This window comes from Agriterribacter sp., from assembly GCF_035445465.1.
GTDB lineage: Bacteria > Bacteroidota > Bacteroidia > Chitinophagales > Chitinophagaceae > Agriterribacter.
In genome coordinates this window covers 83262-103476 of the sequence record NZ_DAOMQT010000002.1, presented here as the reverse complement: position 1 = coordinate 103476, position 20215 = coordinate 83262, and the positions used below count along the sequence as shown (strand labels likewise).

The window sequence follows — 20215 nt, the reverse complement described above, 5'->3', positions numbered from 1 at the left end:
TTGCAGCGAAAGCCGCCTGATTACGATCTATAAGGATGTGCTTATCTTTTCCGTGCATGTAAAACATAACGGATACACAGAAAAAGAAACCCCACACTGCCTGCCGTGGGGTTTTCTTTTTAAAACAGGTTTGCTTTATCTTCAGCAAATGAAAAAAGTGCTTTGCTCTTTCCTGCTCTGTTTTCCCCTTATTGCTGCCGCGCAGGATACTACAAAAATGATGATGATACAAACCACCGGTAAGCTCCCATTTTTAAAATATGGATTGGGGCAGGACCGTTTAGGCGGCGCAAAAATGACTTATCTCGATACGGGCATTGTAATGCGGGTGGTAGATTCCGTGAACACCGATTATAAAGTACAGCTCTCTGCGCATCATTTCGCCTATATTGACAAGGCCGCTACCCAATGGCTGCCCTGCAAAATGCCGAAGCCCTATTATCTTACATCGAGCTGGCGTGTGTACGGAGATGACCGCTTCGATTATGTTACCATTAGCTTGGATGAAAGACTGCCTTATCGCAGTGTACAGCAGATCAGTCCGGCACGTATTGTGGTGGATATTTTTGGCGCTACTTCCAATACCAACTGGATATCACAGTTTGGCTCGGTGAAGGAAATCAAAAACGCCTGGTATGAACAAATAGAAGATGATGTGATGCGGGTGTTCATTGAGTTAAAGCATGCGCAGCACTGGGGATATCACATTGGCTACGACAGTACCGGACAAAAGCTGGTGATAAGCGTAAAACGGCAGCCCGGGGATTTAAAGATCCGCAAGCTGAAAATAGCGATTGATGCGGGGCATGGCGGAACAAACACAGGCGCTACAGGCATAACCAGTAATATAAAAGAGAAAGAATATACCCTTAAAATTGCGCAGGCAGTAAACAAATTATTGAAGCGGAAAAGAGTGGCAACATATATGACCCGCGAAAAGGATACTACGCTTGGTATGCCGGAACGTGTGGAAATGCTGAGGTCCGAAAACCCACACCTGCTGATCAGTATTCATCTTAATTCTTCGGGCAATATGACGGTTAAAGGAACGAGTACCTATTACCGTTATATTGGTTTCAGAAGCCTGTCTCAGGCTATATTACGGCGTATGCTTGAGCTTTCTTTGGCTGAAGCGGGGAATGTGGGCGGTTTTAATTTTTCCCTTAACGGCCCAACAGATTATCCCAATTGCCTGGTTGAAGTGGCTTTTTTAAGTAACGTGGAGGATGAAAAACGTATATTAGATCCCCGCTTTCATAATGCGGTAGCCAAAAAAATCTATAAGGGTATAAAAGACTGGCTGAAGGAAATGAAGTAAGCTTTTCATAAATTTACCCATGCATAAAATTTCGCGTCGTAAGTTTGTTCATCAAACTACTAAAACAGCCATTGCTACGGTAATAACAGCAGGCGCTATTGTAAATACACAAGCTATGAGTGATAACAATACTTTTATCCATCACGTTTATTTTTGGTTGAATAACCCTGACAGTAAAACAGACTTTGAGCAACTGGTTGCCGGATTGCGTAAGCTCTCCGCCGTAAAAACCATTAAAACCTTTTATATTGGCAAACCCGCCAATACCAGCCGCGATGTAATAGACAGTTCCTATTCTGTATCGTGGCTGCTGTTGTTTAATAATAAGGCAGACCAGGATAGCTATCAAACCGATCCCATTCATCTGAAGTTCGTCGAGGAATGCAAACACCTCTGGAAAAAAGTGGTGGTATATGATACGGTGAATGTGTGAGTATTGAAATGTGAAAATGAAAGCGGTCGGCACCCGACAAAGGAGGGTCAGACCGCGGACAGATGAAGCTCCAAATCACAAATGACAAGAACCAGGCCTGTTCGCTGCGGCAGATAAAATTCAAATCCGAAGCTTTAAGTTTGAAATCCGAAGGAATACAACGTTAAACAAAAAACTAAAAACCATAAACTCCAACCCGGCTATGAGACATCATTTGCCGATAGCCGACAGCTGAAAGCTGACCGCTAAATTACATATTATACCATGAGCTATTGCAGTTATGTAAACGGGTTAAGCGCTGAGGAAGAAAATGTGCACCGGGATTATCACAATAACCACTACGGGTTTCCTATTGCCGAGGATAATGAATTGTTTTGCCGTTTAATTCTGGAAATCAACCAGGCGGGTTTAAGCTGGACTACCATTTTAAAAAAAGAGAAAGGATTCCGGAAAGCCTATCACAATTTCAACATAGCCCGTATTGCAAAATATACGGAGAAGGACAGGGAACGATTGCTCAGTGATGCCGGCATTATAAGAAACCGCCTGAAAGTGAATGCGGCCATTGAAAATGCCAAAGCGGTTATTCAGCTTCAAAAGGAATTCGGCTCTTTCAAAAACTGGATAGAACATCATCATCCTAAAACCAAAGAAGAATGGATGAAGATATTTAAAGCCACCTTCAAATTCACAGGAGGTGAAATTGTAAATGAGTTTCTTCTAAGCACAGGATATTTACCCGGCGCGCACACCGCTGATTGTCCTGTATATAAAAAAATAATAAAGCGCAAACCTGCCTGGAACCGGTAAGTTACCGGCCCTTCATGGCCTCCGCTATGGCATCTTCCAAACTGAAATATAGTCCCACCGTGTACCTGGCCGGACTGTAATCCCAGGGCACACTCGTAATTTCCTGGGCAAATACCGTTTGCAATTGTACCTTAAGGAATTTGTATCCTGTTCTTACCGTAAAAGAGGGTTCAACAAAAGCATAATTGGTATTATCAATCCTTCGCCCGCTGCTGTTGATAAGGTTTTGCTGCAAAAGATAATCGTTGCTCATTCCTTTTGCATTAAAATGATCGTATTTCGCGCTCACCAGCCGGAGGTTAAATGCGGCATCGAAGGCAGGAGAGCGAACACCTATACCGGGCTGTATAAAAAAACGTTTCAGCCGCATATCAACATCACTCCTGATCTGGCCGGTTCCATAGCCCACATAGCAGTCTGCAACCATTTTAAATTTGTTGCCTTTGGCGTAATATCCTCCCACACCAAACTCAAGTAAGTGCGCTTTACCATCTACATTACCATTGATGGCATCGGGATTATCGGGGGTATAATCGTAGGTGCTGTAATTGGCAATAATACCCAGGTGCTTTACAGGGGAAACCGAACCTTGCAAATCAAAAACATACCGTGTTCCCTCATAGTCATAATCTCCGCCGTTACCGCCTATACTGCCCGCTACATTCAGGTGCGCCTGCCCCCCATCTGTAAACAAAGGAGCATTTACCCCATTGGGCTTGTAATAGTACCGGTTGCAACTGCTGCATACTGCAAGAGCAATCAGGCTAAAAAATAAAATGTATTTATGTTTCATAATGAAAGTTTTGTAAGGATGTTTCACCTCTTCATTTTTATAAAACGCATGATTTTGATGAACATAATTAGCTTATCTTCATAATCTGGATGCCTGCTTATTTTCCAGTTGTATTGACTAAAGTTGAGCTTTAATTTTTGAAAACTGTTGCATCCGGTTGTACTTTGTCTAAATATTTTTAATACCTGAAAATGCAGGAACAACAAGGTATTTTGTTTCCCAGACGGGTGCGTTCATACAAGTTGTATCTAACATTATTAGCAGCCTGTTGTATTGCGTGCAGCGGCTATGCCGATACTACTCAGCCGCGTACACTAACACTTACCTATACCTGCCATATTACGAATATTCCCTCCGCTGCAAAGCAATTAAACTGCTGGATACCTGTTCCCTCCTCTGATGAACGGCAAACAGTAGCATTGCTGTCAGGACCGGCCTCAGGGAAAATAACTACTGAGCGCAAATATGGCAACCAGATATATTATAGCCAGATTATGATGGATAAGGTAAACGCTAAGGACAGCTTAACTATTACCCTGAAGTATAAAATAAAATTATGGGAAAAGTTGGTACCGGAAGCCAGGGCCCTGACCAATTTGCCCAAAGCAGATGTTGGCGGGAAGATGAAGGTGTACCTGGCAGGTAACAGGTTGATCCCTCTTGACGGACCGGTTGAAACCATCCGGCAGCAATTGCAATTAGAAAAAGAGCCCATTAAAGCAGCACGGCAGATATATGATTACTTGATTGATAATATGATTTACAATTACAAAGCGCCGGGTGCAGGAATTGGCGATGTGCTATGGGCCTGCAACAGCAAAACAGGTGATTGTTCAGACTATCACTCTGTTTTTATTGCATTGTGCCGGTCTGAGGGGATCCCGGCAGACCACGTTTTTGGCTTGCCATTGAGAGCCACCCTGGGTAAAGGGAAAGTAAAAGACTGGCATTGCTGGGCCAGGTTTTATGTGCAGGGTCCGGGCTGGATCACCATTGATGCGTCTGAAGCCGACAAACATCCGGAACTCCGGGATTATTTATTTGGAACTTTAAGCAACCTTTATCTTACTGTTTCGCACGGAAGAGATGTGGTGCTTGAGCCCGCCCAACAAGGTCCGGCATTGAATATTTTTGCCGATCCATACGTTGAGATAGACGGCAAACCTTTTACAAATGTTAAATGGGAAGGCACTTTTGAAACACTGAACCAGGATTAGTGTTTCAAAATCTGCTCAAATTTTATCTATTGCTGCTTCAGCAAAAACAGCTGTACATATTTTTCTTCTTCTTTTTTTACCCGGCGGTTGAAAGCTAATATCCGGCCATTGTTCGACCATATTGCTGCTCCGAAGGGCGCCTCTTCAGTTATATCGCGGGGGGTTAACCTTTCAGAAGCATGGGTTTTTATACCGGTGATGAATACACTATTATCGGCTATATAGGAAACATAATTACCATCGGGACTTATGTTGATAGGTCCCTGGATAGAAAAATCATTAAAAGTGACCTGGCTGATGGCTCCCCCATTGGGCGATACGCCAAAAACCTGAATAACACCCTTCGGATCTTTTGCCATAAATAAAATCAGGGTTCCATCGGGGGTGGTACGCAACCAATGCCTGGGTCCCTGAACGCCTTGTTGGGTATAGGTAATCCTTCTTTGTACTACTCCCGCAGGCAGATCGGGACGGGTGTAAGCAGTTCCTTCCAAATGGCCGCCAGGAGAGGCTTTGGTAATATCATCCGGAATATCGGTTACAAAAATTTCCGCTATCGTTTCGTTTTTTTCATTTCGTACATTGCCCTGGAAAGCAACAGCACGGTGTTGCCGGCTTCCATCGGTCTTCTGATATCCTTTACTACCGATCCAGCCTTCATCGAATGCTTTGTCTATTTCATCACTTCCCGGTTCGGGGTTTTCCGTAACCTTTGCCACTACTGCCGAAAAATATTCACCATTATTATTTTCCATTGCGCCATCGTCCGGCACGGTTACTTTTCCCGGCATCATTACGGCAATAGTTCTCAGGTCCTTAACGGCCGTATCTGTTTTGGATAACTGCTCCATGATATAATCATTATAAGTGAAGCTTATCCATTTCCCGTCGCCGCTCCATGTATGCGCATGCGTTCCGCCGCGCAAAGCCCCGGGCGTAAAAGGAGGCGTTATATTGCGGGCATCCATAAACACAGGCTCAAAAGGGTTAGCGGTATGGATAGCCACACCTGTACGACGGGTAAAACCATAAGGATGTTCTTCATTGGCATTACGTATGCCATGAATGAACAAAACCGCAGGATCAGCCGGTGAAAAGGTTGCCGCACCTACGCCCGGTCCATATTTTGTTTGATGCTGCGTATGATACAGGGGTTGTATTTTACCTGTTTGTACATTTACCATTTCAATGCTGCCGGTAACGCCAATGCCGCCATCATCATTGCGGGTGTCGTATACGATCCATTCATCATCCGGAGAAAAAACCTGGGTTGAATTCAGGAAATGACCATGAGGGTCATGGGTAAGCTGTGTTTCGGTAAAGCGCATTGGCATGTTTAATTTTTTATTTGAACAGGAAGCCATTGAAAAAAAACCAAAAGCAGCCAATGGCAGGATTATTCTATATGGCTTATACATCACTGTGTACAGAGTAAAATATGGATGGGAGATACTATAGCGGCAGTGCAAAAATTATTGATCACCTGCTCATACCGGTATCCGTCATAGGGGCATCAGCATCCTGTTGTTATCCGGGTTCCAATGCTTTGGCTGGATCCCAGAATATCTGTTCAAAATTCACAATGGTGTCGTTTTTAACTTTTATGCCTTCACTTTTTAAAAGATCCGCCATTAAAGTGGGTGTGGCAAAATGATGCTTCCCGCTTAGCATACCATTGCGGTTTACTACGCGGTGCGCCGGTACCGGCGGAAGCGCGGTGCCTGCTGCGTTCATTGCCCAGCCTACCATACGGGCTGATAGCTTTGTGCCTAAGTAGGCCGCAATGGCACCGTATGAAGTGGCGCGTCCTTTGGGTATGAGCCGTACCACGTCATATACCGATTCAAAAAAAGAGTCCTTTCGTTTTACTTTTGCCGGTATAGCGGTTTTGTTATCCGTAACCGCCGGTTTTGATCTGCGTTTCATGCAATAATTGCTTTAGTTGCTCATCTTTTTCCGGCGGAAGGTTCTGGGGGAGGCTGAATTTCAAATAGTGCACCCGGTTACTTCCTGCAATGTCTAAGCTTTCGTAATAGGTTTTTATTTTCAGCTCTTCGCTGACCTCCTGCCGGGCATATACATCCTCATCATCTTCCGTTAGGGGAAGCTCATATATTGCGCATACTAATTTAGTAAAATGATACAGGTTGGGTGAATCTGTTTTTAAGTGAACAAAGCCGCCAGGCGCAAGTATCTGCCGGTACAGCCGTAAAAACCTGGGGTGTGTGAGCCGCTTCTTTGCTCTTGAAAGCCGCAACTGCGGGTCGGGGAAAGTGATCCATATTTCCTGCACCTCGCCGGCTGCAAAATAATCGGTGATCTTTTCAATTTGTGTGCGTAAAAACGCAGCATTCTTTATTCCTTCTTCCAAACATTTTTTTGCGCCTGCCCATATGCGGTTGCCTTTCAGGTCAATACCTATGAAGTTCCGGTTGGGATATTTTTGAGCCAGCGCTACCGTATACTCCCCTTTGCCACAGGCCAGCTCCAGCGTAATGCCATTACCGTTGCCAAAAAAGGCATTCCATTTTCCCTGCATGCCCTGCGGGTATTGCAATACGTTAGGGAACGCTTTAATTGCTTCAAACCGTATTAATTTTTTGTGGCCCATAAGCAAACAAAGATAAGGAGGAGCCGGTTTACAGGATCCTTACCGAATTGCTTAAATCTTTTTTTACCAGTACGATGCCCGGCTGTTTGCCTTTTTCAAAGCTGCCCAGGCTGTTTTCCCAATGCAGGGCCTCCGCTCCGTTTAAGGTAGCCCATTGCAGCAGGGTAGCTACCGGAATATGCGGGAAATGAGAATGAATAGCCACCATTTCGCTGGTAATGCTTAATTGCCGGTTGCTGCCATAACTATCCGTTCCCAGAACGATATGACAATTGTGTTTGATGAAAAGATCAACCGCGGGCAGTGTTTCTTCTATATATAAATTGGCATTGGGACAAAAACAATATACTAACCGCAACCCGTTTTGTAAAGCGTATGTATTGGCGAACACGATATCTTCTTCAGCCATATAGGTATTGTGTACCAGGATAATGGTTTGCCCGTTGTTGAAATAAGGCAGCCAGGTGCGTACACTGCTTTTCCCGGATACAGGTAACGGTACAGACTTGCGGCCGATACTTTCATAAAAGGGAATGAAACGGCCGCTTCCTTTAGTAAGCAGTTCATCCTCATCGGCACATTCCTGGTTATGTATGGTTATTGTTTTGTTTTTTGTATGGGTATTGATAAGAGAAAAAGTGAGTGGGGAAACACTGTATATGGCGTGCGGGGAAAGCGCTGTTGCTGAATCAGCCGGAAGCGCCTGCATAAATTCGTCTTCCATCCGGCTGTATAGTGCCACCCGTTCTGCGGCTTTTGTGTCATCAAGATTGGTGATTTCAAGAAAATTATACCATTGTACAGGACTTTTAACTTTTTGCCGTAAAGAACAGGTTTGATTGGAGATATCGCCTGTTGCTACAATTCCTTTAAGATACATTTCCTGGTCGGCCAGGGCCATGTGCCGGTTTTTTTCTTCCTGTTCAACCTGCGGCGAACGCATTACGGCCGATATAAAGGCGGTAAGTCCCTGCCCTGCGGGGATATGGTTGCGCATATGGCTGAGCTCCAGGTGGCAGTGGCAGTTTATATGGCCGGGCATGAGCATGCCGGTGAGTTGCTGAATGTCCTCCCCTGCGTCTTCAGTTATTATATCCAGTACAGTGCCCCCTTCATCGGTAATGAGAATATGTGAATGACCGAGCAGTTGGCGCCCGGTAAATAATTGATCTGCCTGAAATTTGCAATACGCCATAGCTGAATTAACTTTGCTGCCCTGAAAAGCTGAAGGGCTTACCGCAACCTGAAGTGTGCAACGCCTGTCTGCCGCCAGGCAGGCAAGATAAGTTGCGCAGCGGTTCGAAAGCCGGGAGCACAAAAATAACACAAAACCATCCACGGGCAATTGTGGAACCATAGCGATGTTAGACAAATTAGAAGCGATAAAGGCAAGATTTGACCAGTTGGGTGTTGCGTTAACCAATCCGGAAATTGTAAACGACAATAAAAGGTTTACCGCTACCAGCAGGGAATACCGCAGCCTTGAAAAGATTGTGCAGTCGTATGACGCGTATAAAAAGGTATTGGAGAATCTTGCATTTTATACTGAAGTATTACATGGAGATGATGCGGAAATGCGGGAGCTGGCCAAAGAGGAGCTGCCTTTGTTGGAAGAGCAGAAGGAAAAGATGGAAGCGGGGATCCGCCAGATGCTGATACCCAAAGACCCGCAGGATGAAAAGAACGCTATTCTGGAAATACGTGCCGGAACGGGAGGCGATGAGGCTTCGTTGTTCGCGGGCGATTTGCTGCGCATGTACATCCGCTATTGTGAAGGCAGGGGATGGAAAACGACAATCCTTAGCGAAAATGAAGGTACCGTTGGCGGGTACAAAGAAGTTGAGCTGGAAGTGGTAGGCGAAGATGTGTATGGTACGCTGAAGTTCGAGAGCGGCGTACACCGGGTGCAGCGGGTACCGCATACCGAGGCCAGCGGACGGGTGCACACCAGCGCTGCTACCGTGGCGGTGATGCCAGAGGCGGATGAAGTAGATTTTGAATTGAGAGAAAGCGATGTTAAAATGGAAACTTCACGAAGCGGCGGCGCGGGCGGACAAAATGTAAATAAAGTAGAAACCAAGGTAATGCTAACGCATATTCCTACCGGCACGGTTATTATATGCCAGACTGAACGTTCGCAATTGGGAAATCGTGAAAAAGCCATGCAAATGATGCGTACCCGGCTATATGAAGAACAGGTGCGCAAGCAGGAAGATGAAATTGCTCGGCACAGGAAAAGCCTGGTGAGCACAGGCGACCGGTCGGCAAAGATCAGGACCTATAATTTTCCGCAGGGACGGGTTACCGATCATCGTATAGGCCTTACCGTATATAATCTTGATAATGTAATGAACGGCGACCTCCAGGAGTTTATTGATGCGCTCCAGTTTGCTGAAAATGCGGAAAAGCTTACGCACGAGGGGGTTTGAGGATGGGTGCAGGATGCAGGTTACAAGTTGCAGGATGCAGGGACTATCCGTTGCGGTAATTAGCGATCAGGTATCAGGGAAGTAGCTACTAAAAATTGGATAAGTCCTCCTTCTTTTTTCCCTCACTTTGCGCTTAGTTGCATTCCCTTTCGAATTTCGAAATTCCGGCTTCGGATTTTCTAATTTGTGGTTCATGGTTGCATTGGACTTCGTTTTTCGGATTTAAGACTTCGAATTAAATATTTGAATCTTATCCGCCCCGGCGGACAAGCTTGCCTGCCGCAGGCAGGTTTGGTTCTTGCTATTTGGTTCCTGATGCTTTGTATTCCCCCGGATTTCGAATTTTAATATTCGGATTTGAGACTTGTTTGGTTCTTGTTATTTGTCTTTTGGTGCTTTGTATTCCCTCAGATTTCGTTCCGCACATGTCGGGATCCGGCTTCGGACTTTACACCCCCATTCTCTCCTTAATACTTTGCCAAACCGGTTGCACATCAGGCGAAAGCTTAAAATAAATAACGCTGCCACCATATAGTATAATGAATGCCGCACTGCGCAAAAACATACCGGCAAAGCCATGTATATTTTTAAAGCCAAAGTAGCAAATGGCGTAACAGCAAACCGCCACTATTACGGCATACAGGCTGGCAGGCGTAAAAGGTTGCAGTTTGAATTTTTTCCAGAGAAAAATAATACGAATCAAATTGTAAATTATTCCCTGGGAGATAAGATTGGCTATGGCAGGCCCCAGTATATCATATTGCTTTGTAAGAAAATAGGTTAACGGTAACATAAATGCCAGCAGGATGATTCCGCTCACCAGCTCAAAACGCCAGTAGTTTGAAGTGCCGATGATCTGCGCATTAAGGCCTGTGCCCAGGTCAACTACCCTGGTGAGCCCCAGCAGTATAAAAGCACTGAACCCCGCCAGGTAGGCATCTTTCAGTCCCAATGTATAAATGGCTTCCGTATAATTAAGCGCTATTAATACAAAAATACCGGCGGCAAAAAGCAGCAGGTTAATAGAGGAACGCTGGTAGATCTTTTGCAGCATTTGCATGTTCTTATCCTTCCAGGCCTTAGATAAATGTGCAATAGAAGCCGCAATAATACCCCTTTGCGGCGCCTGTATTACGCTCGTCATAACCTGCGCCAGCCCAAATATGCCCGCCTTGCTTAATCCATCGTCTAATACGGCAGCAATAACAAGCGAGTCAAACACACCCGAAAGGGTAAAAACGATCATACCTGAATATGCGAAAAGACAAAGCGAAATAATTTTTTTAAAGTAGCGCCGCGTAACCTTGCTCCGTTTAAAAGTAAAATGGATTTGCTTAGTAGCAATTAAATAGGTAAACAGAACGATGGCAATACCGGGGAAGGTAAAAGCGTACAGCTTTATAAATACACCAAAGCCGGTAATGACATGAAAAATAAATAAAACAATAAGCATTGTGGTAAACAGGCGCCACAATATTTCTTTTAAAAAATTGGTGAGTACCGGCTTATGTATGCTCCAGGCATACGATTCAAGTATGGTATACAGGGTGAGGCCCAGTCCCATCGGAAACATCCAGTAATAGTAGGTAACAAGGTCGGGGGAGTTCTCCCCGAATTTACGGATCACCAGGTCTTTAAATATCCAGCCGGCCAGCATTACCAGCAAAAAGCCAATGCAGCCAATGAGCAATGCCCAGCTAATCATATCATTTTTACGGGCGGGAAGATGATAATTATAATAAGGGTGAAATTTAAAAATATAGGACGGCATGGCGAGTCCGGCCAAAGCCGCCATCATGATAGATATATCCATGAACATTTTGGTTAATCCATATTGAGCCGGCGTAAAAAGTCCCTCCTTGGTAAAGAAATAAACATTGAGCATCCCCACGGCAAAACCCATATATATTACTATGGAGGAAATAATGCTTTGCCTTCTGATCATGCTCATGCGGTAAAGATAATCCTGTAAAATAATAAAACGATTCCCGTTACATAAAACATCCATGTTAATGATCCGCACAGGGGGTAACAAAAAATATTCCGCAGGTATTTAAGAATACCCGCTACCGCATTCGTTACCCCCCTTACTATTATTCAATATCCTTTCAGGAGCCGGTGCAAAGCCTGTAAAAAACAGTTACTGTTATCTTTTAATTATTAAATCATTTTTTATGTCAATCAAAATGCAGGGCATGTGGCTCGTGAGCGTAAAATCAAAATCGGCCGCATTTCCCCAACAGTTTAAGATAGAAGGCGCCGATACCGGCAACGGCACTTATGCCGGCACACCCGGATCGCCCGAAGTTTTTGTAAACGGCAGCAACTGGTCTGTTACCATACAAAACAATCCCGGAACAGGATTTATTCCCTCCGGCATGCAGATCACCTTTCCTGTTTCATCGGGCGGTTTTTACCGGTTCGATATTCAATCCAATGATGCGGGAGGAGATGAAGATTTTGATGATCTGATACTCACCTGCCGTACACCGGTTGATGCCAATGATTATATCATTTATGGCAATGTGAGTTATTATGAGGGCTTTTGCCTGTTCAATCCATGCAACAGAAGGTATATAGTAATAGATACCCTGGTGGCATTAAAAGATGCCCTGCTTAACCCGGCATTAAAAAAACTCATCGGAAGCTATTATCCGGGCAGGGTAAAAGCGCTGGAAGCAGTGGCGCTGAATCCGCAACCACTACCGCCCTCTCCCGGAGATCCCTTTACACCAATGGTAGTTCCGCTAACTGAAGCCGCGCCTATCCCGGCAAAAGAAAGGCTTACCGTTCGCAGCATACCGGATACGGTTTCAGCGGCAGGTGAGCCACGCGGTAAAAATGAAGAAGGATTTGCATTTAACAGACTGATCTCCGCACAAAAATCTACCAGCGCAGCGGGTATCATTTCAGGTAATATAGCCAACAGCCTTCGCTCCGATGCCATAACAATTGTGGATCGCTACCGTTTGTATTGCGAAAGCGGATCGCTGCCCAATGCTATACTAAGCTTCCAGGAATATGACCGCAGTACAGGTGAATTATCGGGCGACCCCTATACCGGCAACGGAGAAAGAACAGAACTCGGCAGTTCATTTGCCGACCGCAACGGCAATTACATTTTCCGCTTTAAGGTTAATGCGGCAGACATTGCTGATGAAATAGAAACAGATACGGCTTCCGGTGAAACCACTACCGAACAATTGGCGCCCGATGTGCTGGTTCAGTTGCTCTGCCCCGGCTCTGCTGTGCCCGTTTTTGAATCTGCCCCTAACTGGAATATCGGACATTTAAGAAGGATCAATATTTGTGTTCCCAAAACAAAATCGTGCCTCATTCCGCTGGCATGCAACGGGCAGCATATTTTACAGGGTGTTGGAAATATTGTGCTGGGGCCGCCTGCAGCTTCCGGTACGCGCATTGGTTCTAATAATTTTCTTAACGAGTTGGGCATTATTACCGCTTATGGAAGCGGTGCGCCCGCCGTGCGTTGCGCCGCATGGAACGGCACTTTGCAGTTAAGAGGTTGCCTCAGCCATAACGCCGTGAAATATTACCGGCTGTGGTACCGCCGCAATGCGCCGTTCACCTTTTTCACGGCCTTTACCAAACAATTTTCATTACCCCGGTTCCAGGGTATTAATGTAGTGGATACGCCTGTGTTTGATACGGCAAAAGATGCTTACCTGAACGTGGAAACGGATACTACCTATAGCTGGCTTATTGCCTACCGCAATATAAAAGCAAGGATAGCTACCGGCGACTTTGTTCCGGGCAGCTATATTTTCAGGATCCAGGGATTCGATGCCAGCCTCAACCCTGTGGCCGGAACGGAAGAAACCGTTCCCCTGTATTTTGAAAGCCAGGAAGTAGCTGCGCACATTGATCCTGAAATTACAATGGATGGCGTTGGGCCTTTGGGTGAATGCGCCCTGTTTACATTACCTTTGGTAAACGGAACTGTTGTGGAAGGCGCGGGGCTTACCGTAAAGTTTAAAGCAATACATAAACCTGCATCTTCAATCGGCTTTATGAACAATTATGGATTATCCATGGCCAAAGGCGCAGGTGGCTTTGCATTTACTCCGGCCGCCGCTCCCGCTAATTTTATGGCGCCGGGCATACTCGATGCCACTATAAACAGCGGAAGAAATTATGTACACGGCAATGACCTGAACTGCATTACCTATTTCCGCGGAACGATCAATGAAGCCGCAGCAGATGCAACAGGTTATTACACCGTTACGCTGCTTCCGGCAAGTGGTCACTGGCTGGAACCCGGTCAACCTTTCTGCGCATTCGGTATTTCACTGAGCGGCTACCTGCGGTTAACCAACGGAGAAAGCGGTTACCCTTATTTCTCAGGCGGACAGGTATTAATTGGCATACAAAAACCTTAACCATGCTACAGAATGAATGGCTTCAACTTGTGGTTTGCATACTGGCAACCTGGCGGCTTACGCACCTTCTTTCCAAAGAAGACGGACCATTCGATATCATTTACCGGTTAAGGAAAAAAGCAGGAGCGGGTTTCTTAGGAAACCTGCTCGACTGCTTTTATTGCCTGAGCATTTGGGTAGCCCTGCCCTTCGCATGTTGGATGGCATTTAGCTGGCAAGTACTTTTGCTGCTGTGGCCGGCTATTTCAGGTGCAGCATGTTTGTTTGAACAGTTCAGCTCAAACAATACAACAAGGGTTGATAAAACATTGTATTCAGAAGATTAAAAAATAAAAATCATGTCGTGTTGCGGACAAAAAAGAAATGAAAACCGGCAGCAGGAACAGCACCAGGCTGCAGGCGCTGTGTATAATTACACGCCCAAAATGGGGGAAGATGTGCAATTTGAGTACACGGGCAAAACAGCGCTCACCGTAAACGGTTCCATTACCGGGAAGCGCTATCGTTTTGAACATACCGGAAGTAAGCTGGTAATTGATTACCGCGATGCGGCGGGTATGACGGGCATCCCGGTATTAAGAAAAGTAAAGTAGCTAAAGGATGTGGAAATATTATGCCCGGCCTTATGGCTCTACCCAGGCATCGCTTTCTTTAAGCAGCTTAATAAGTTCTTCAACAGCAATATTGCTGTCAACAGAACGCTTCACTACTTCCTTGCCCTTATATAATGTTATTTTACCGGGACCGCTGCCCACATAACCAAAGTCGGCATCGGCCATCTCACCCGGACCGTTTACAATGCAGCCCATAATGGCTATCTTAACGCCTTTGAGATGATTGGTAACCGCACGTATTCTGGCGGTGGTTTCCTGCAAATCAAACAGCGTTCTGCCACAGGAAGGGCAGGAAATGTATTCTGTTTTTGAAATACGGGTACGGGTTGCCTGCAAAATGGAAAAAGCCGTGCTATTGATGAACTGCTCAGGGCTTTGGTTATCTACGTAATTTCTGCCACTGGCATTGAGCTGCCCGTAGCTGTTGGAAAGCAGCCCATAGCTGCCTGTTGTTATTCCCAAACAAATGCCATCGCCAAAGCCATCCAAAAACAAAGCGCCGGTTTCTGTTGCAAAATGAATAAGATGCTCATCAGGTGTTTGCCAGTTGCTGTCCGTCATTAATATAACAGGATTACGGATATCTTTTTGCAGCAGTTCCATGAACATGCGCCGTACCGATTGCATCGCGTTTTTATTGGTGCTGCTTAATGCCAGCACAACAGTGGGGTCATCTTTAATGCTGTTCAGACTATTTAAATTAAACGAATCGCCTTCATTGAAACAGTCCAGCATTACTACATTTAATATCGTGCTTTTGTTTTGCACGGTCGCATCGGGGTATTCATCAAAAGAAAATAAAGGATAATACTTTTCTTTGTCTGAGCATTCCGTCCATTTTTTTGCAGGCAGTATTACTTTTAATGTGCCGGGTAATGCAAATGGCAATTCATTACCGTTAAAAAATATATAGTCGGCCGCCAGGTCGCTGATGTTCCACTTATCAAGTGCTTCATTGTAGCTATACCCTATGCGTTGTAAAGTTCCTGCTGTAATTTCACCTGCTTTGCTTACATCTGCCACTACTACCGGAACGTGGCGTCCGCCGATATGATTAACCACAAAGGTATCCCGCCGTTTGTACTGGAAAGGGGAGTAGGGAGCGGTGGGGGGTGAGTGGTGAATGGTGAGTGGTGAATGGTGAGTGGTGAGTGAGGCGGCACTGTAGCGTTTCACAATATCGCGGCACACGGGTATTTCAAACTCGGGGTCTTCGGTTAAGGATACCCGTATGGTATCGCCAATTCCGTCTTCCAGCAATGTGCCGATACCGATGGCCGATTTTATTCTCCCGTCTTCCCCGTCGCCGGCTTCCGTAACACCAAGGTGAAGCGGGTAACATTCCTTAAATTCATCAGCCATTTGCCGCACCAGAAGGCGATAGGCCTGCACCATTACCTGGGGGTTGCTGGACTTCATGCTCAGCACAATATTGTGAAAACTTTCATCGCGGGCGATCCGCAAAAATTCCATAGCGCTTTCCACCATGCCCATAGGCGTATCTCCGTACCGGCTCATAATACGGTCGCTCAGCGATCCGTGGTTAGTGCCAATGCGCATAGCCGTTCCATATTCTTTGCAAATTTTCACCAATGGGGTAAACCGCTGCCTTATTCTTTCTATTTCGGAATGGTATGCGCTATCAGTATATTCAATAAATTCAAACTTCTTTTTATCAATATAGTTGCCGGGGTTCACCCGTACTTTTTCAACAATACGGGCGGCAATTTCGGCGGCATTGGGCGTAAAATGTATATCGGCAACGAGGGGCGTATGGTATCCTCTTTTATGAAGTTCATTTTTAATGTTCAGCAGGTTTTCCGCTTCTCTTTTGCTGGGCGCCGTGATGCGTACCATTTCCGCGCCGGCTTCAATACAGCGAACAGACTGCGCTACAGTGCCCAGGGTATCCATAGTATCTGTAGTGGTCATGGTTTGCAGCCGAATGGGATGAAAGTTGCCGGTTAACAATCCACCAATATTTACTTCCCTGGTTTTTAGCCTTTTATATTCAGTTAAGGATTCACAATACCATTGCATAATATAAGTATAAAAGAAAACTACATGCAAAGGTAAACAAAACTAAGATGGCTGTTAACCGGCAGGCAATCAGACATAAGATATCGCGTATCAGCGGCTCAGCCGTCAGGTATCAGGAGAGTAACTGCCAACAATAGAAGGGATACTTCTTCTTTCTCTTCTCCCCGGATTTCGGATTCCCGGCTTCGGATTTAACCATATCTGTCATTGGCCGCCTGGCCGCGAAGCATCTGCAAAGATCCGGTACACAACTAATATTCCACACTATACTCGGCGGCTTCGGGCCGGTTGAGCATATCGCTTAGCGTGGTTAGGAAAGTAACGGTCTTTTTATCGTCCGACAAAATGGTTTGATTGCCTTTGTATTTTTTTATCTTGGCGGGTGCTACAATAATCGTCTTATAATTCATATCGCCCATCATCATCGTCATTTGCTGCAGCATTTGCATAGACGAATCATTTTGTATCTTATTATTGAACAATTCTTTATTGATCAGGGTATTGGATATCTTACCAGCAGCAGCGGCAAAAGCGTATGCCTCCTGCGAAGGGTTTAAAATATTCTTGTCTTTTGATAAATCGGAAGGAATATTTTCGTCAGATCCGCTATCACCTTCATTTTTCAGCTTGTCGGATACGCCCAGTTTATCTATCACTGCTAAATAAGATGATTTCAGTTCCGGTAAATCATTAATATGTTTGAAAGGAAAATTAAGGGTGACTATCAATTCTTTTGCAGCTTCATCTACCTGCATCCGCAGGCTCCCCTCTTTAAACAATTCCTTTTCCTTAGCGGTAAGCGTGGTGGAGGTATCTGTAAAAGACTTAAAATAAACAGTGGAGTCTTTCTTCTCAGGTATTTTGGTTTCATCTTTATTTTCCTGTCCTATCTGATCCATGAGCGCGAGCATTTTGCTCATATCTAAGGTAACAGTATACACGCCGCTGTTGTTTTTATTGATTACAATCTTTTCCTCGGTATCCAAACAGGAGCTGAAGAACAATACAAAAAGCAGGGAAGCGATAGCCGGTATTTTGTTGGTCATGTTTATAAATTGATAGTATAAAGGTAGAGAGATGGGGTGCAATTGCGGATACCTTCCGGTTAAATTTTTTTCTGCTTTAAAATGCTCCAGTTCTCCTCATCCCTTACAATAAGGTTGTTCAGGATGCCAAGGCGGTCTATTTCTAATTGTACCGTGTCGCCGGGTTGCAGCCATTGTTCAGTATATCCGGGGTTACTCAATTTAGCTGTGCCATTAAGTTCCAGGAAACATCCCGTGCCTACGGTTCCGCTGCCAATAATATCACCGGGATACAAATTGGCGCCGTAAGAAGCCCTTTCGATAATTTCGGCAAATGTCCAGTCCATATCGCCCAGGTTGCCTTCGCTTACCAGCTCGCCGTTTACCCTGCATTTCATCACCAGGTTCCAGCACTTGCCGGTATGATTAGTTTTTGCGGGTATTTCTAAAAATTCCAGCTCATCAAGGGTTATCAACGCCGGGCCTAAAGCGGTTGAAAAATCTCTTCCTTTGACATCGCCGGGATTTAGCGGCATTTCTACTGATTGTAATTTTCTTGCGCATATACCATTCATGATCATAAGCCCTCCTATATATTCATCCGCAAGAGCCGCCGGAATATTCCGGCCCTGCTTACATACTACCACGGCGGCCTCCAGTGCAAAGTCTAACTTTTCCAAATGATCCGGCATGCATTGTACTTCTCCGGGACCCTGTACGCTGTAATGGTTGCCGAAATAAAATACAGGATACTGATCAAATTCCGGCGCTACCGGTGCATTACGGCTACGCCCAAGCGCAGCTACGTGCTGCCGGAATGCGTGTGCGCCCCTGTAAGAAGTGGGAAATGGAACAGGTGATAATATTGTAACCGTATCATAAGGAATACCCCTGTTTTGCAGGAACCGCCCTGCTTTTACCCCTTCTTCGGCCCTTTTGGCTAAAGGAAAAGCATCTTCCCAGTAATTCAGGAACATGCCCATGCTGCCGGGCAGGTCGGGATGCAGCTCATCTGTATTATACAAGTGTCCGTTTATCAGCAGGGCTAACTGGTCATGCGACTCGCGGTGGTATGAAACTAATTGCACGCTTAAGATTTATATTGCAATATAAAGGAATGTTTTACAATAGCGCTTTATTGGTTCAAACAGGTTTTTTTTAGCAATAAGGTGCTCAAAGGAAAGTGACGGATAGAATTAAAGGCAGATTTTTGTATCTTTTCGTATGAAAATGTTTTTCCTGCTTTTCATTTTGCTTTTCACCTCACAATATATGAACGCCCAGATAAAAACAGATGCATGGCTGTCTGAATTATTATATAGCAACGCTTCTGCGCCCCTGCTTCACATCCTGAACAATCCCGACAGCTTTCAATACCAGTTGATTTATACACAAATTGACCGCAACAGCAACAATACCCCTTCTTTTAAACACTACTATTGCCATGTTGATAAAAACCGGTATTTCAACCCGGCTTCCACCGTAAAAATGCCGCTGGCTTTCCTCGCACTGGAAAAGCTGAATACACTGAGCAAGGCAGGTGTAAATAAATATACACCCATGTTAACCGACAGTGCTTACTCCGGCCAAACAGCAGTGCTCACAGACAGTACCGCTGAACACGGGTTACCCTCCATAGCACATTACATCAAAAAAATATTTTTAGTAAGCGATAACGACGCCTATAACCGCCTGTACGAGTTTATAGGGCAAAAAACCATCAATGAAAGGCTCTGGCAAATGGGGTATACAGATTTTCGCATTACCCGCCGTTTTGTTCGGGCCACCGAAGAAGAGAACCGCCATACCAACCCTGTGCGCTTTGTTGACGGAGCGGGAGAACCCCTGTACACGCAACCCGCCGCTTACAGCAACATAGCATTTGATTTTAGTAAAAAGATCCTGGTGGGACGGGCACACTATAACCGCGATGACCTTTTGGTACATGAGCCTATGGATTTTACCACCCATAACAACGCGCCGCTTGAAGACCTGCAGCAAATACTACAGTCCGTTTTGTTTCCTGCATCAGTAAACGCCAGGCAACGGTTTAATTTAACACCCGGCGATTACCGGCTTCTTTACCGGTATATGTCTATGCTTCCTGCCGAAAGTAAATATCCTGAATATGATACCGCCACATACTTCGACAGCTACACGAAGTTTTTCCTGTTCAGATCTGGCAGAACCAAAATACCGTCGTATATTAAAGTGTTCAATAAAACAGGCTGGAGCTATGGTTTTTTAACGGATATCGCTTACATCGCTGATTTCAAAAATAAGGTGGAGTTTATGCTGAGCGGCACCATTTATGTAAACCGCGATGGGATACTGAATGATGATACCTACGAATACGAAGAGCTAGGCTACCCTTTTTTTAAAGAGGTGGGGGATATTATTTACCGGTACGAGTTAGAGCGAAAACGAAACTTTGCTCCGGATCTAAAAAATTTTAATATAGAGAGTGGTGAATAGTGAGCCGTGCATGCAAAACCAGAAGGAAAGCAAGACGTCTTCCTGTTTAC

At 45.1% G+C, this 20215-nt stretch carries 19 protein-coding genes; 10 read left to right on the top strand and 9 right to left on the bottom strand.

Annotation, left to right across the window (positions count from 1 at the left end):
• Positions 1–148 precede the first annotated feature (148 nt).
• The 3 genes from PLE34_RS01615 to PLE34_RS01605 all read left to right on the top strand — a co-directional run bounded on the left by PLE34_RS01615 (position 149) and on the right by PLE34_RS01605 (position 2561).
• Positions 149–1318, top strand: a complete 1170-nt coding sequence (locus PLE34_RS01615; RefSeq protein WP_324553552.1) for an N-acetylmuramoyl-L-alanine amidase — start codon at positions 149–151, stop codon at positions 1316–1318.
• 19 nt (positions 1319–1337) lie between these two features.
• Entirely contained in the window at positions 1338–1751 is a 414-nt protein-coding gene (locus tag PLE34_RS01610) for a Dabb family protein (protein ID WP_324553549.1), read from the top strand.
• Positions 1752–2015: 264 nt separating this feature from the next.
• On the top strand, positions 2016–2561 hold the full coding sequence (locus PLE34_RS01605) for a DNA-3-methyladenine glycosylase I (RefSeq protein WP_324553547.1): 546 nt from the start codon (positions 2016–2018) through the stop codon (positions 2559–2561).
• A gap of 1 nt (position 2562) precedes the next feature.
• On the opposite strand, the gene PLE34_RS01600 is transcribed toward PLE34_RS01605, so the two are convergent.
• Positions 2563–3354: a hypothetical protein gene (locus PLE34_RS01600; RefSeq protein WP_324553545.1), complete on the bottom strand. Its 792-nt coding sequence runs from the start codon at positions 3352–3354 to the stop codon at positions 2563–2565.
• A gap of 191 nt (positions 3355–3545) precedes the next feature.
• On the opposite strand from PLE34_RS01600, the gene PLE34_RS01595 reads away from it, so the two are divergent.
• Positions 3546–4571, top strand: coding sequence for a transglutaminase-like domain-containing protein (locus PLE34_RS01595; RefSeq protein WP_324553543.1), 1026 nt, complete (start codon positions 3546–3548; stop codon positions 4569–4571).
• Positions 4572–4597: 26 nt separating this feature from the next.
• Here PLE34_RS01595 and PLE34_RS01590 read toward each other — a convergent pair whose 3' ends face one another.
• Positions 4598–5905, bottom strand: a complete 1308-nt coding sequence (locus tag PLE34_RS01590) for a DUF3748 domain-containing protein (protein WP_324553541.1) — start codon at positions 5903–5905, stop codon at positions 4598–4600.
• Here PLE34_RS01590 and PLE34_RS01585 point away from each other — a divergent pair.
• Entirely contained in the window at positions 5904–6029 is a 126-nt protein-coding gene (locus tag PLE34_RS01585) for a hypothetical protein (RefSeq protein ID WP_324553538.1), read from the top strand. The genes PLE34_RS01590 and PLE34_RS01585 overlap by 2 nt on opposite strands.
• 69 nt (positions 6030–6098) lie before the next feature.
• Here PLE34_RS01585 and PLE34_RS01580 read toward each other — a convergent pair whose 3' ends face one another.
• The 3 genes from PLE34_RS01580 to PLE34_RS01570 are packed head-to-tail and all read right to left on the bottom strand — an operon-like array spanning position 6099 to position 8377.
• Positions 6099–6497 (bottom strand): MGMT family protein, encoded by a 399-nt coding sequence (locus PLE34_RS01580; protein ID WP_324553535.1) that lies wholly within the window; start codon positions 6495–6497, stop codon positions 6099–6101.
• A complete protein-coding gene (gene trmB, locus PLE34_RS01575; RefSeq protein WP_324553532.1) occupies positions 6463–7182 on the bottom strand; it encodes a tRNA (guanosine(46)-N7)-methyltransferase TrmB in 720 nt (239 codons plus the stop codon). The genes PLE34_RS01580 and trmB overlap by 35 nt, the downstream gene beginning before the upstream one ends.
• A 28-nt stretch (positions 7183–7210) precedes the next feature.
• Complete coding sequence (locus tag PLE34_RS01570; RefSeq protein WP_324553530.1) at positions 7211–8377, bottom strand: amidohydrolase family protein; 1167 nt, start codon at positions 8375–8377, stop codon at positions 7211–7213.
• Between the two features lie 166 nt (positions 8378–8543).
• Between PLE34_RS01570 and prfA the strand changes: the two genes are divergently transcribed.
• On the top strand, positions 8544–9611 hold the full coding sequence (gene prfA / locus PLE34_RS01565; RefSeq protein WP_324553527.1) for a peptide chain release factor 1: 1068 nt from the start codon (positions 8544–8546) through the stop codon (positions 9609–9611).
• Between the two features lie 448 nt (positions 9612–10059).
• Here the strand turns inward: prfA and PLE34_RS01560 are convergent, their stop codons facing one another.
• Entirely contained in the window at positions 10060–11562 is a 1503-nt protein-coding gene (locus PLE34_RS01560) for a lipopolysaccharide biosynthesis protein (protein ID WP_324553525.1), read from the bottom strand.
• Between the two features lie 223 nt (positions 11563–11785).
• Between PLE34_RS01560 and PLE34_RS01555 the strand changes: the two genes are divergently transcribed.
• From PLE34_RS01555 to PLE34_RS01545, 3 genes are read left to right on the top strand one after another with little or no spacing between them, the layout of a single operon-like run.
• Complete coding sequence (locus PLE34_RS01555) at positions 11786–14011, top strand: hypothetical protein (RefSeq protein ID WP_324553522.1); 2226 nt, start codon at positions 11786–11788, stop codon at positions 14009–14011.
• 2 nt (positions 14012–14013) lie between these two features.
• Entirely contained in the window at positions 14014–14337 is a 324-nt protein-coding gene (locus tag PLE34_RS01550) for a DUF1360 domain-containing protein (protein ID WP_324553519.1), read from the top strand.
• Between the two features lie 12 nt (positions 14338–14349).
• Positions 14350–14604: a hypothetical protein gene (locus PLE34_RS01545; protein WP_324553516.1), complete on the top strand. Its 255-nt coding sequence runs from the start codon at positions 14350–14352 to the stop codon at positions 14602–14604.
• A 30-nt stretch (positions 14605–14634) separates the two neighbouring features.
• Here PLE34_RS01545 and ispG read toward each other — a convergent pair whose 3' ends face one another.
• From ispG to PLE34_RS01530, 3 genes are all read right to left on the bottom strand, one after another.
• Positions 14635–16665 (bottom strand): (E)-4-hydroxy-3-methylbut-2-enyl-diphosphate synthase, encoded by a 2031-nt coding sequence (gene ispG, locus PLE34_RS01540; RefSeq protein ID WP_324553513.1) that lies wholly within the window; start codon positions 16663–16665, stop codon positions 14635–14637.
• A gap of 251 nt (positions 16666–16916) precedes the next feature.
• Positions 16917–17711, bottom strand: a complete 795-nt coding sequence (locus PLE34_RS01535; RefSeq protein WP_324553509.1) for a hypothetical protein — start codon at positions 17709–17711, stop codon at positions 16917–16919.
• Between the two features lie 59 nt (positions 17712–17770).
• Positions 17771–18778 (bottom strand): fumarylacetoacetate hydrolase family protein, encoded by a 1008-nt coding sequence (locus PLE34_RS01530; RefSeq protein ID WP_324553506.1) that lies wholly within the window; start codon positions 18776–18778, stop codon positions 17771–17773.
• 184 nt (positions 18779–18962) lie between these two features.
• Here PLE34_RS01530 and PLE34_RS01525 point away from each other — a divergent pair, with 184 nt between their 5' ends.
• Positions 18963–20165, top strand: coding sequence for a serine hydrolase (locus PLE34_RS01525; RefSeq protein ID WP_324553503.1), 1203 nt, complete (start codon positions 18963–18965; stop codon positions 20163–20165).
• Positions 20166–20215: the final 50 nt, after the last annotated feature.

Coding starts and splice junctions, on each gene's coding strand:
- PLE34_RS01560 (WP_324553525.1), bottom strand. CDS start 11,562: ATGAGCATGATCAGAAGGCAAAGCATTATTTCCTCCATAGTAATATAT.
- PLE34_RS01580 (WP_324553535.1), bottom strand. CDS start 6,497: ATGAAACGCAGATCAAAACCGGCGGTTACGGATAACAAAACCGCTATA.
- PLE34_RS01525 (WP_324553503.1), top strand. CDS start 18,963: ATGAACGCCCAGATAAAAACAGATGCATGGCTGTCTGAATTATTATAT.
- PLE34_RS01570 (WP_324553530.1), bottom strand. CDS start 8,377: ATGGCGTATTGCAAATTTCAGGCAGATCAATTATTTACCGGGCGCCAA.
- PLE34_RS01605 (WP_324553547.1), top strand. CDS start 2,016: ATGAGCTATTGCAGTTATGTAAACGGGTTAAGCGCTGAGGAAGAAAAT.
- PLE34_RS01535 (WP_324553509.1), bottom strand. CDS start 17,711: ATGACCAACAAAATACCGGCTATCGCTTCCCTGCTTTTTGTATTGTTC.
- PLE34_RS01545 (WP_324553516.1), top strand. CDS start 14,350: ATGTCGTGTTGCGGACAAAAAAGAAATGAAAACCGGCAGCAGGAACAG.
- trmB (WP_324553532.1), bottom strand. CDS start 7,182: ATGGGCCACAAAAAATTAATACGGTTTGAAGCAATTAAAGCGTTCCCT.
- ispG (WP_324553513.1), bottom strand. CDS start 16,665: ATGCAATGGTATTGTGAATCCTTAACTGAATATAAAAGGCTAAAAACC.
- PLE34_RS01590 (WP_324553541.1), bottom strand. CDS start 5,905: ATGCCAATGCGCTTTACCGAAACACAGCTTACCCATGACCCTCATGGT.
- prfA (WP_324553527.1), top strand. CDS start 8,544: ATGTTAGACAAATTAGAAGCGATAAAGGCAAGATTTGACCAGTTGGGT.
- PLE34_RS01610 (WP_324553549.1), top strand. CDS start 1,338: ATGCATAAAATTTCGCGTCGTAAGTTTGTTCATCAAACTACTAAAACA.
- PLE34_RS01585 (WP_324553538.1), top strand. CDS start 5,904: ATGTTTAATTTTTTATTTGAACAGGAAGCCATTGAAAAAAAACCAAAA.
- PLE34_RS01615 (WP_324553552.1), top strand. CDS start 149: ATGAAAAAAGTGCTTTGCTCTTTCCTGCTCTGTTTTCCCCTTATTGCT.
- PLE34_RS01550 (WP_324553519.1), top strand. CDS start 14,014: ATGCTACAGAATGAATGGCTTCAACTTGTGGTTTGCATACTGGCAACC.
- PLE34_RS01555 (WP_324553522.1), top strand. CDS start 11,786: ATGTCAATCAAAATGCAGGGCATGTGGCTCGTGAGCGTAAAATCAAAA.
- PLE34_RS01600 (WP_324553545.1), bottom strand. CDS start 3,354: ATGAAACATAAATACATTTTATTTTTTAGCCTGATTGCTCTTGCAGTA.
- PLE34_RS01595 (WP_324553543.1), top strand. CDS start 3,546: ATGCAGGAACAACAAGGTATTTTGTTTCCCAGACGGGTGCGTTCATAC.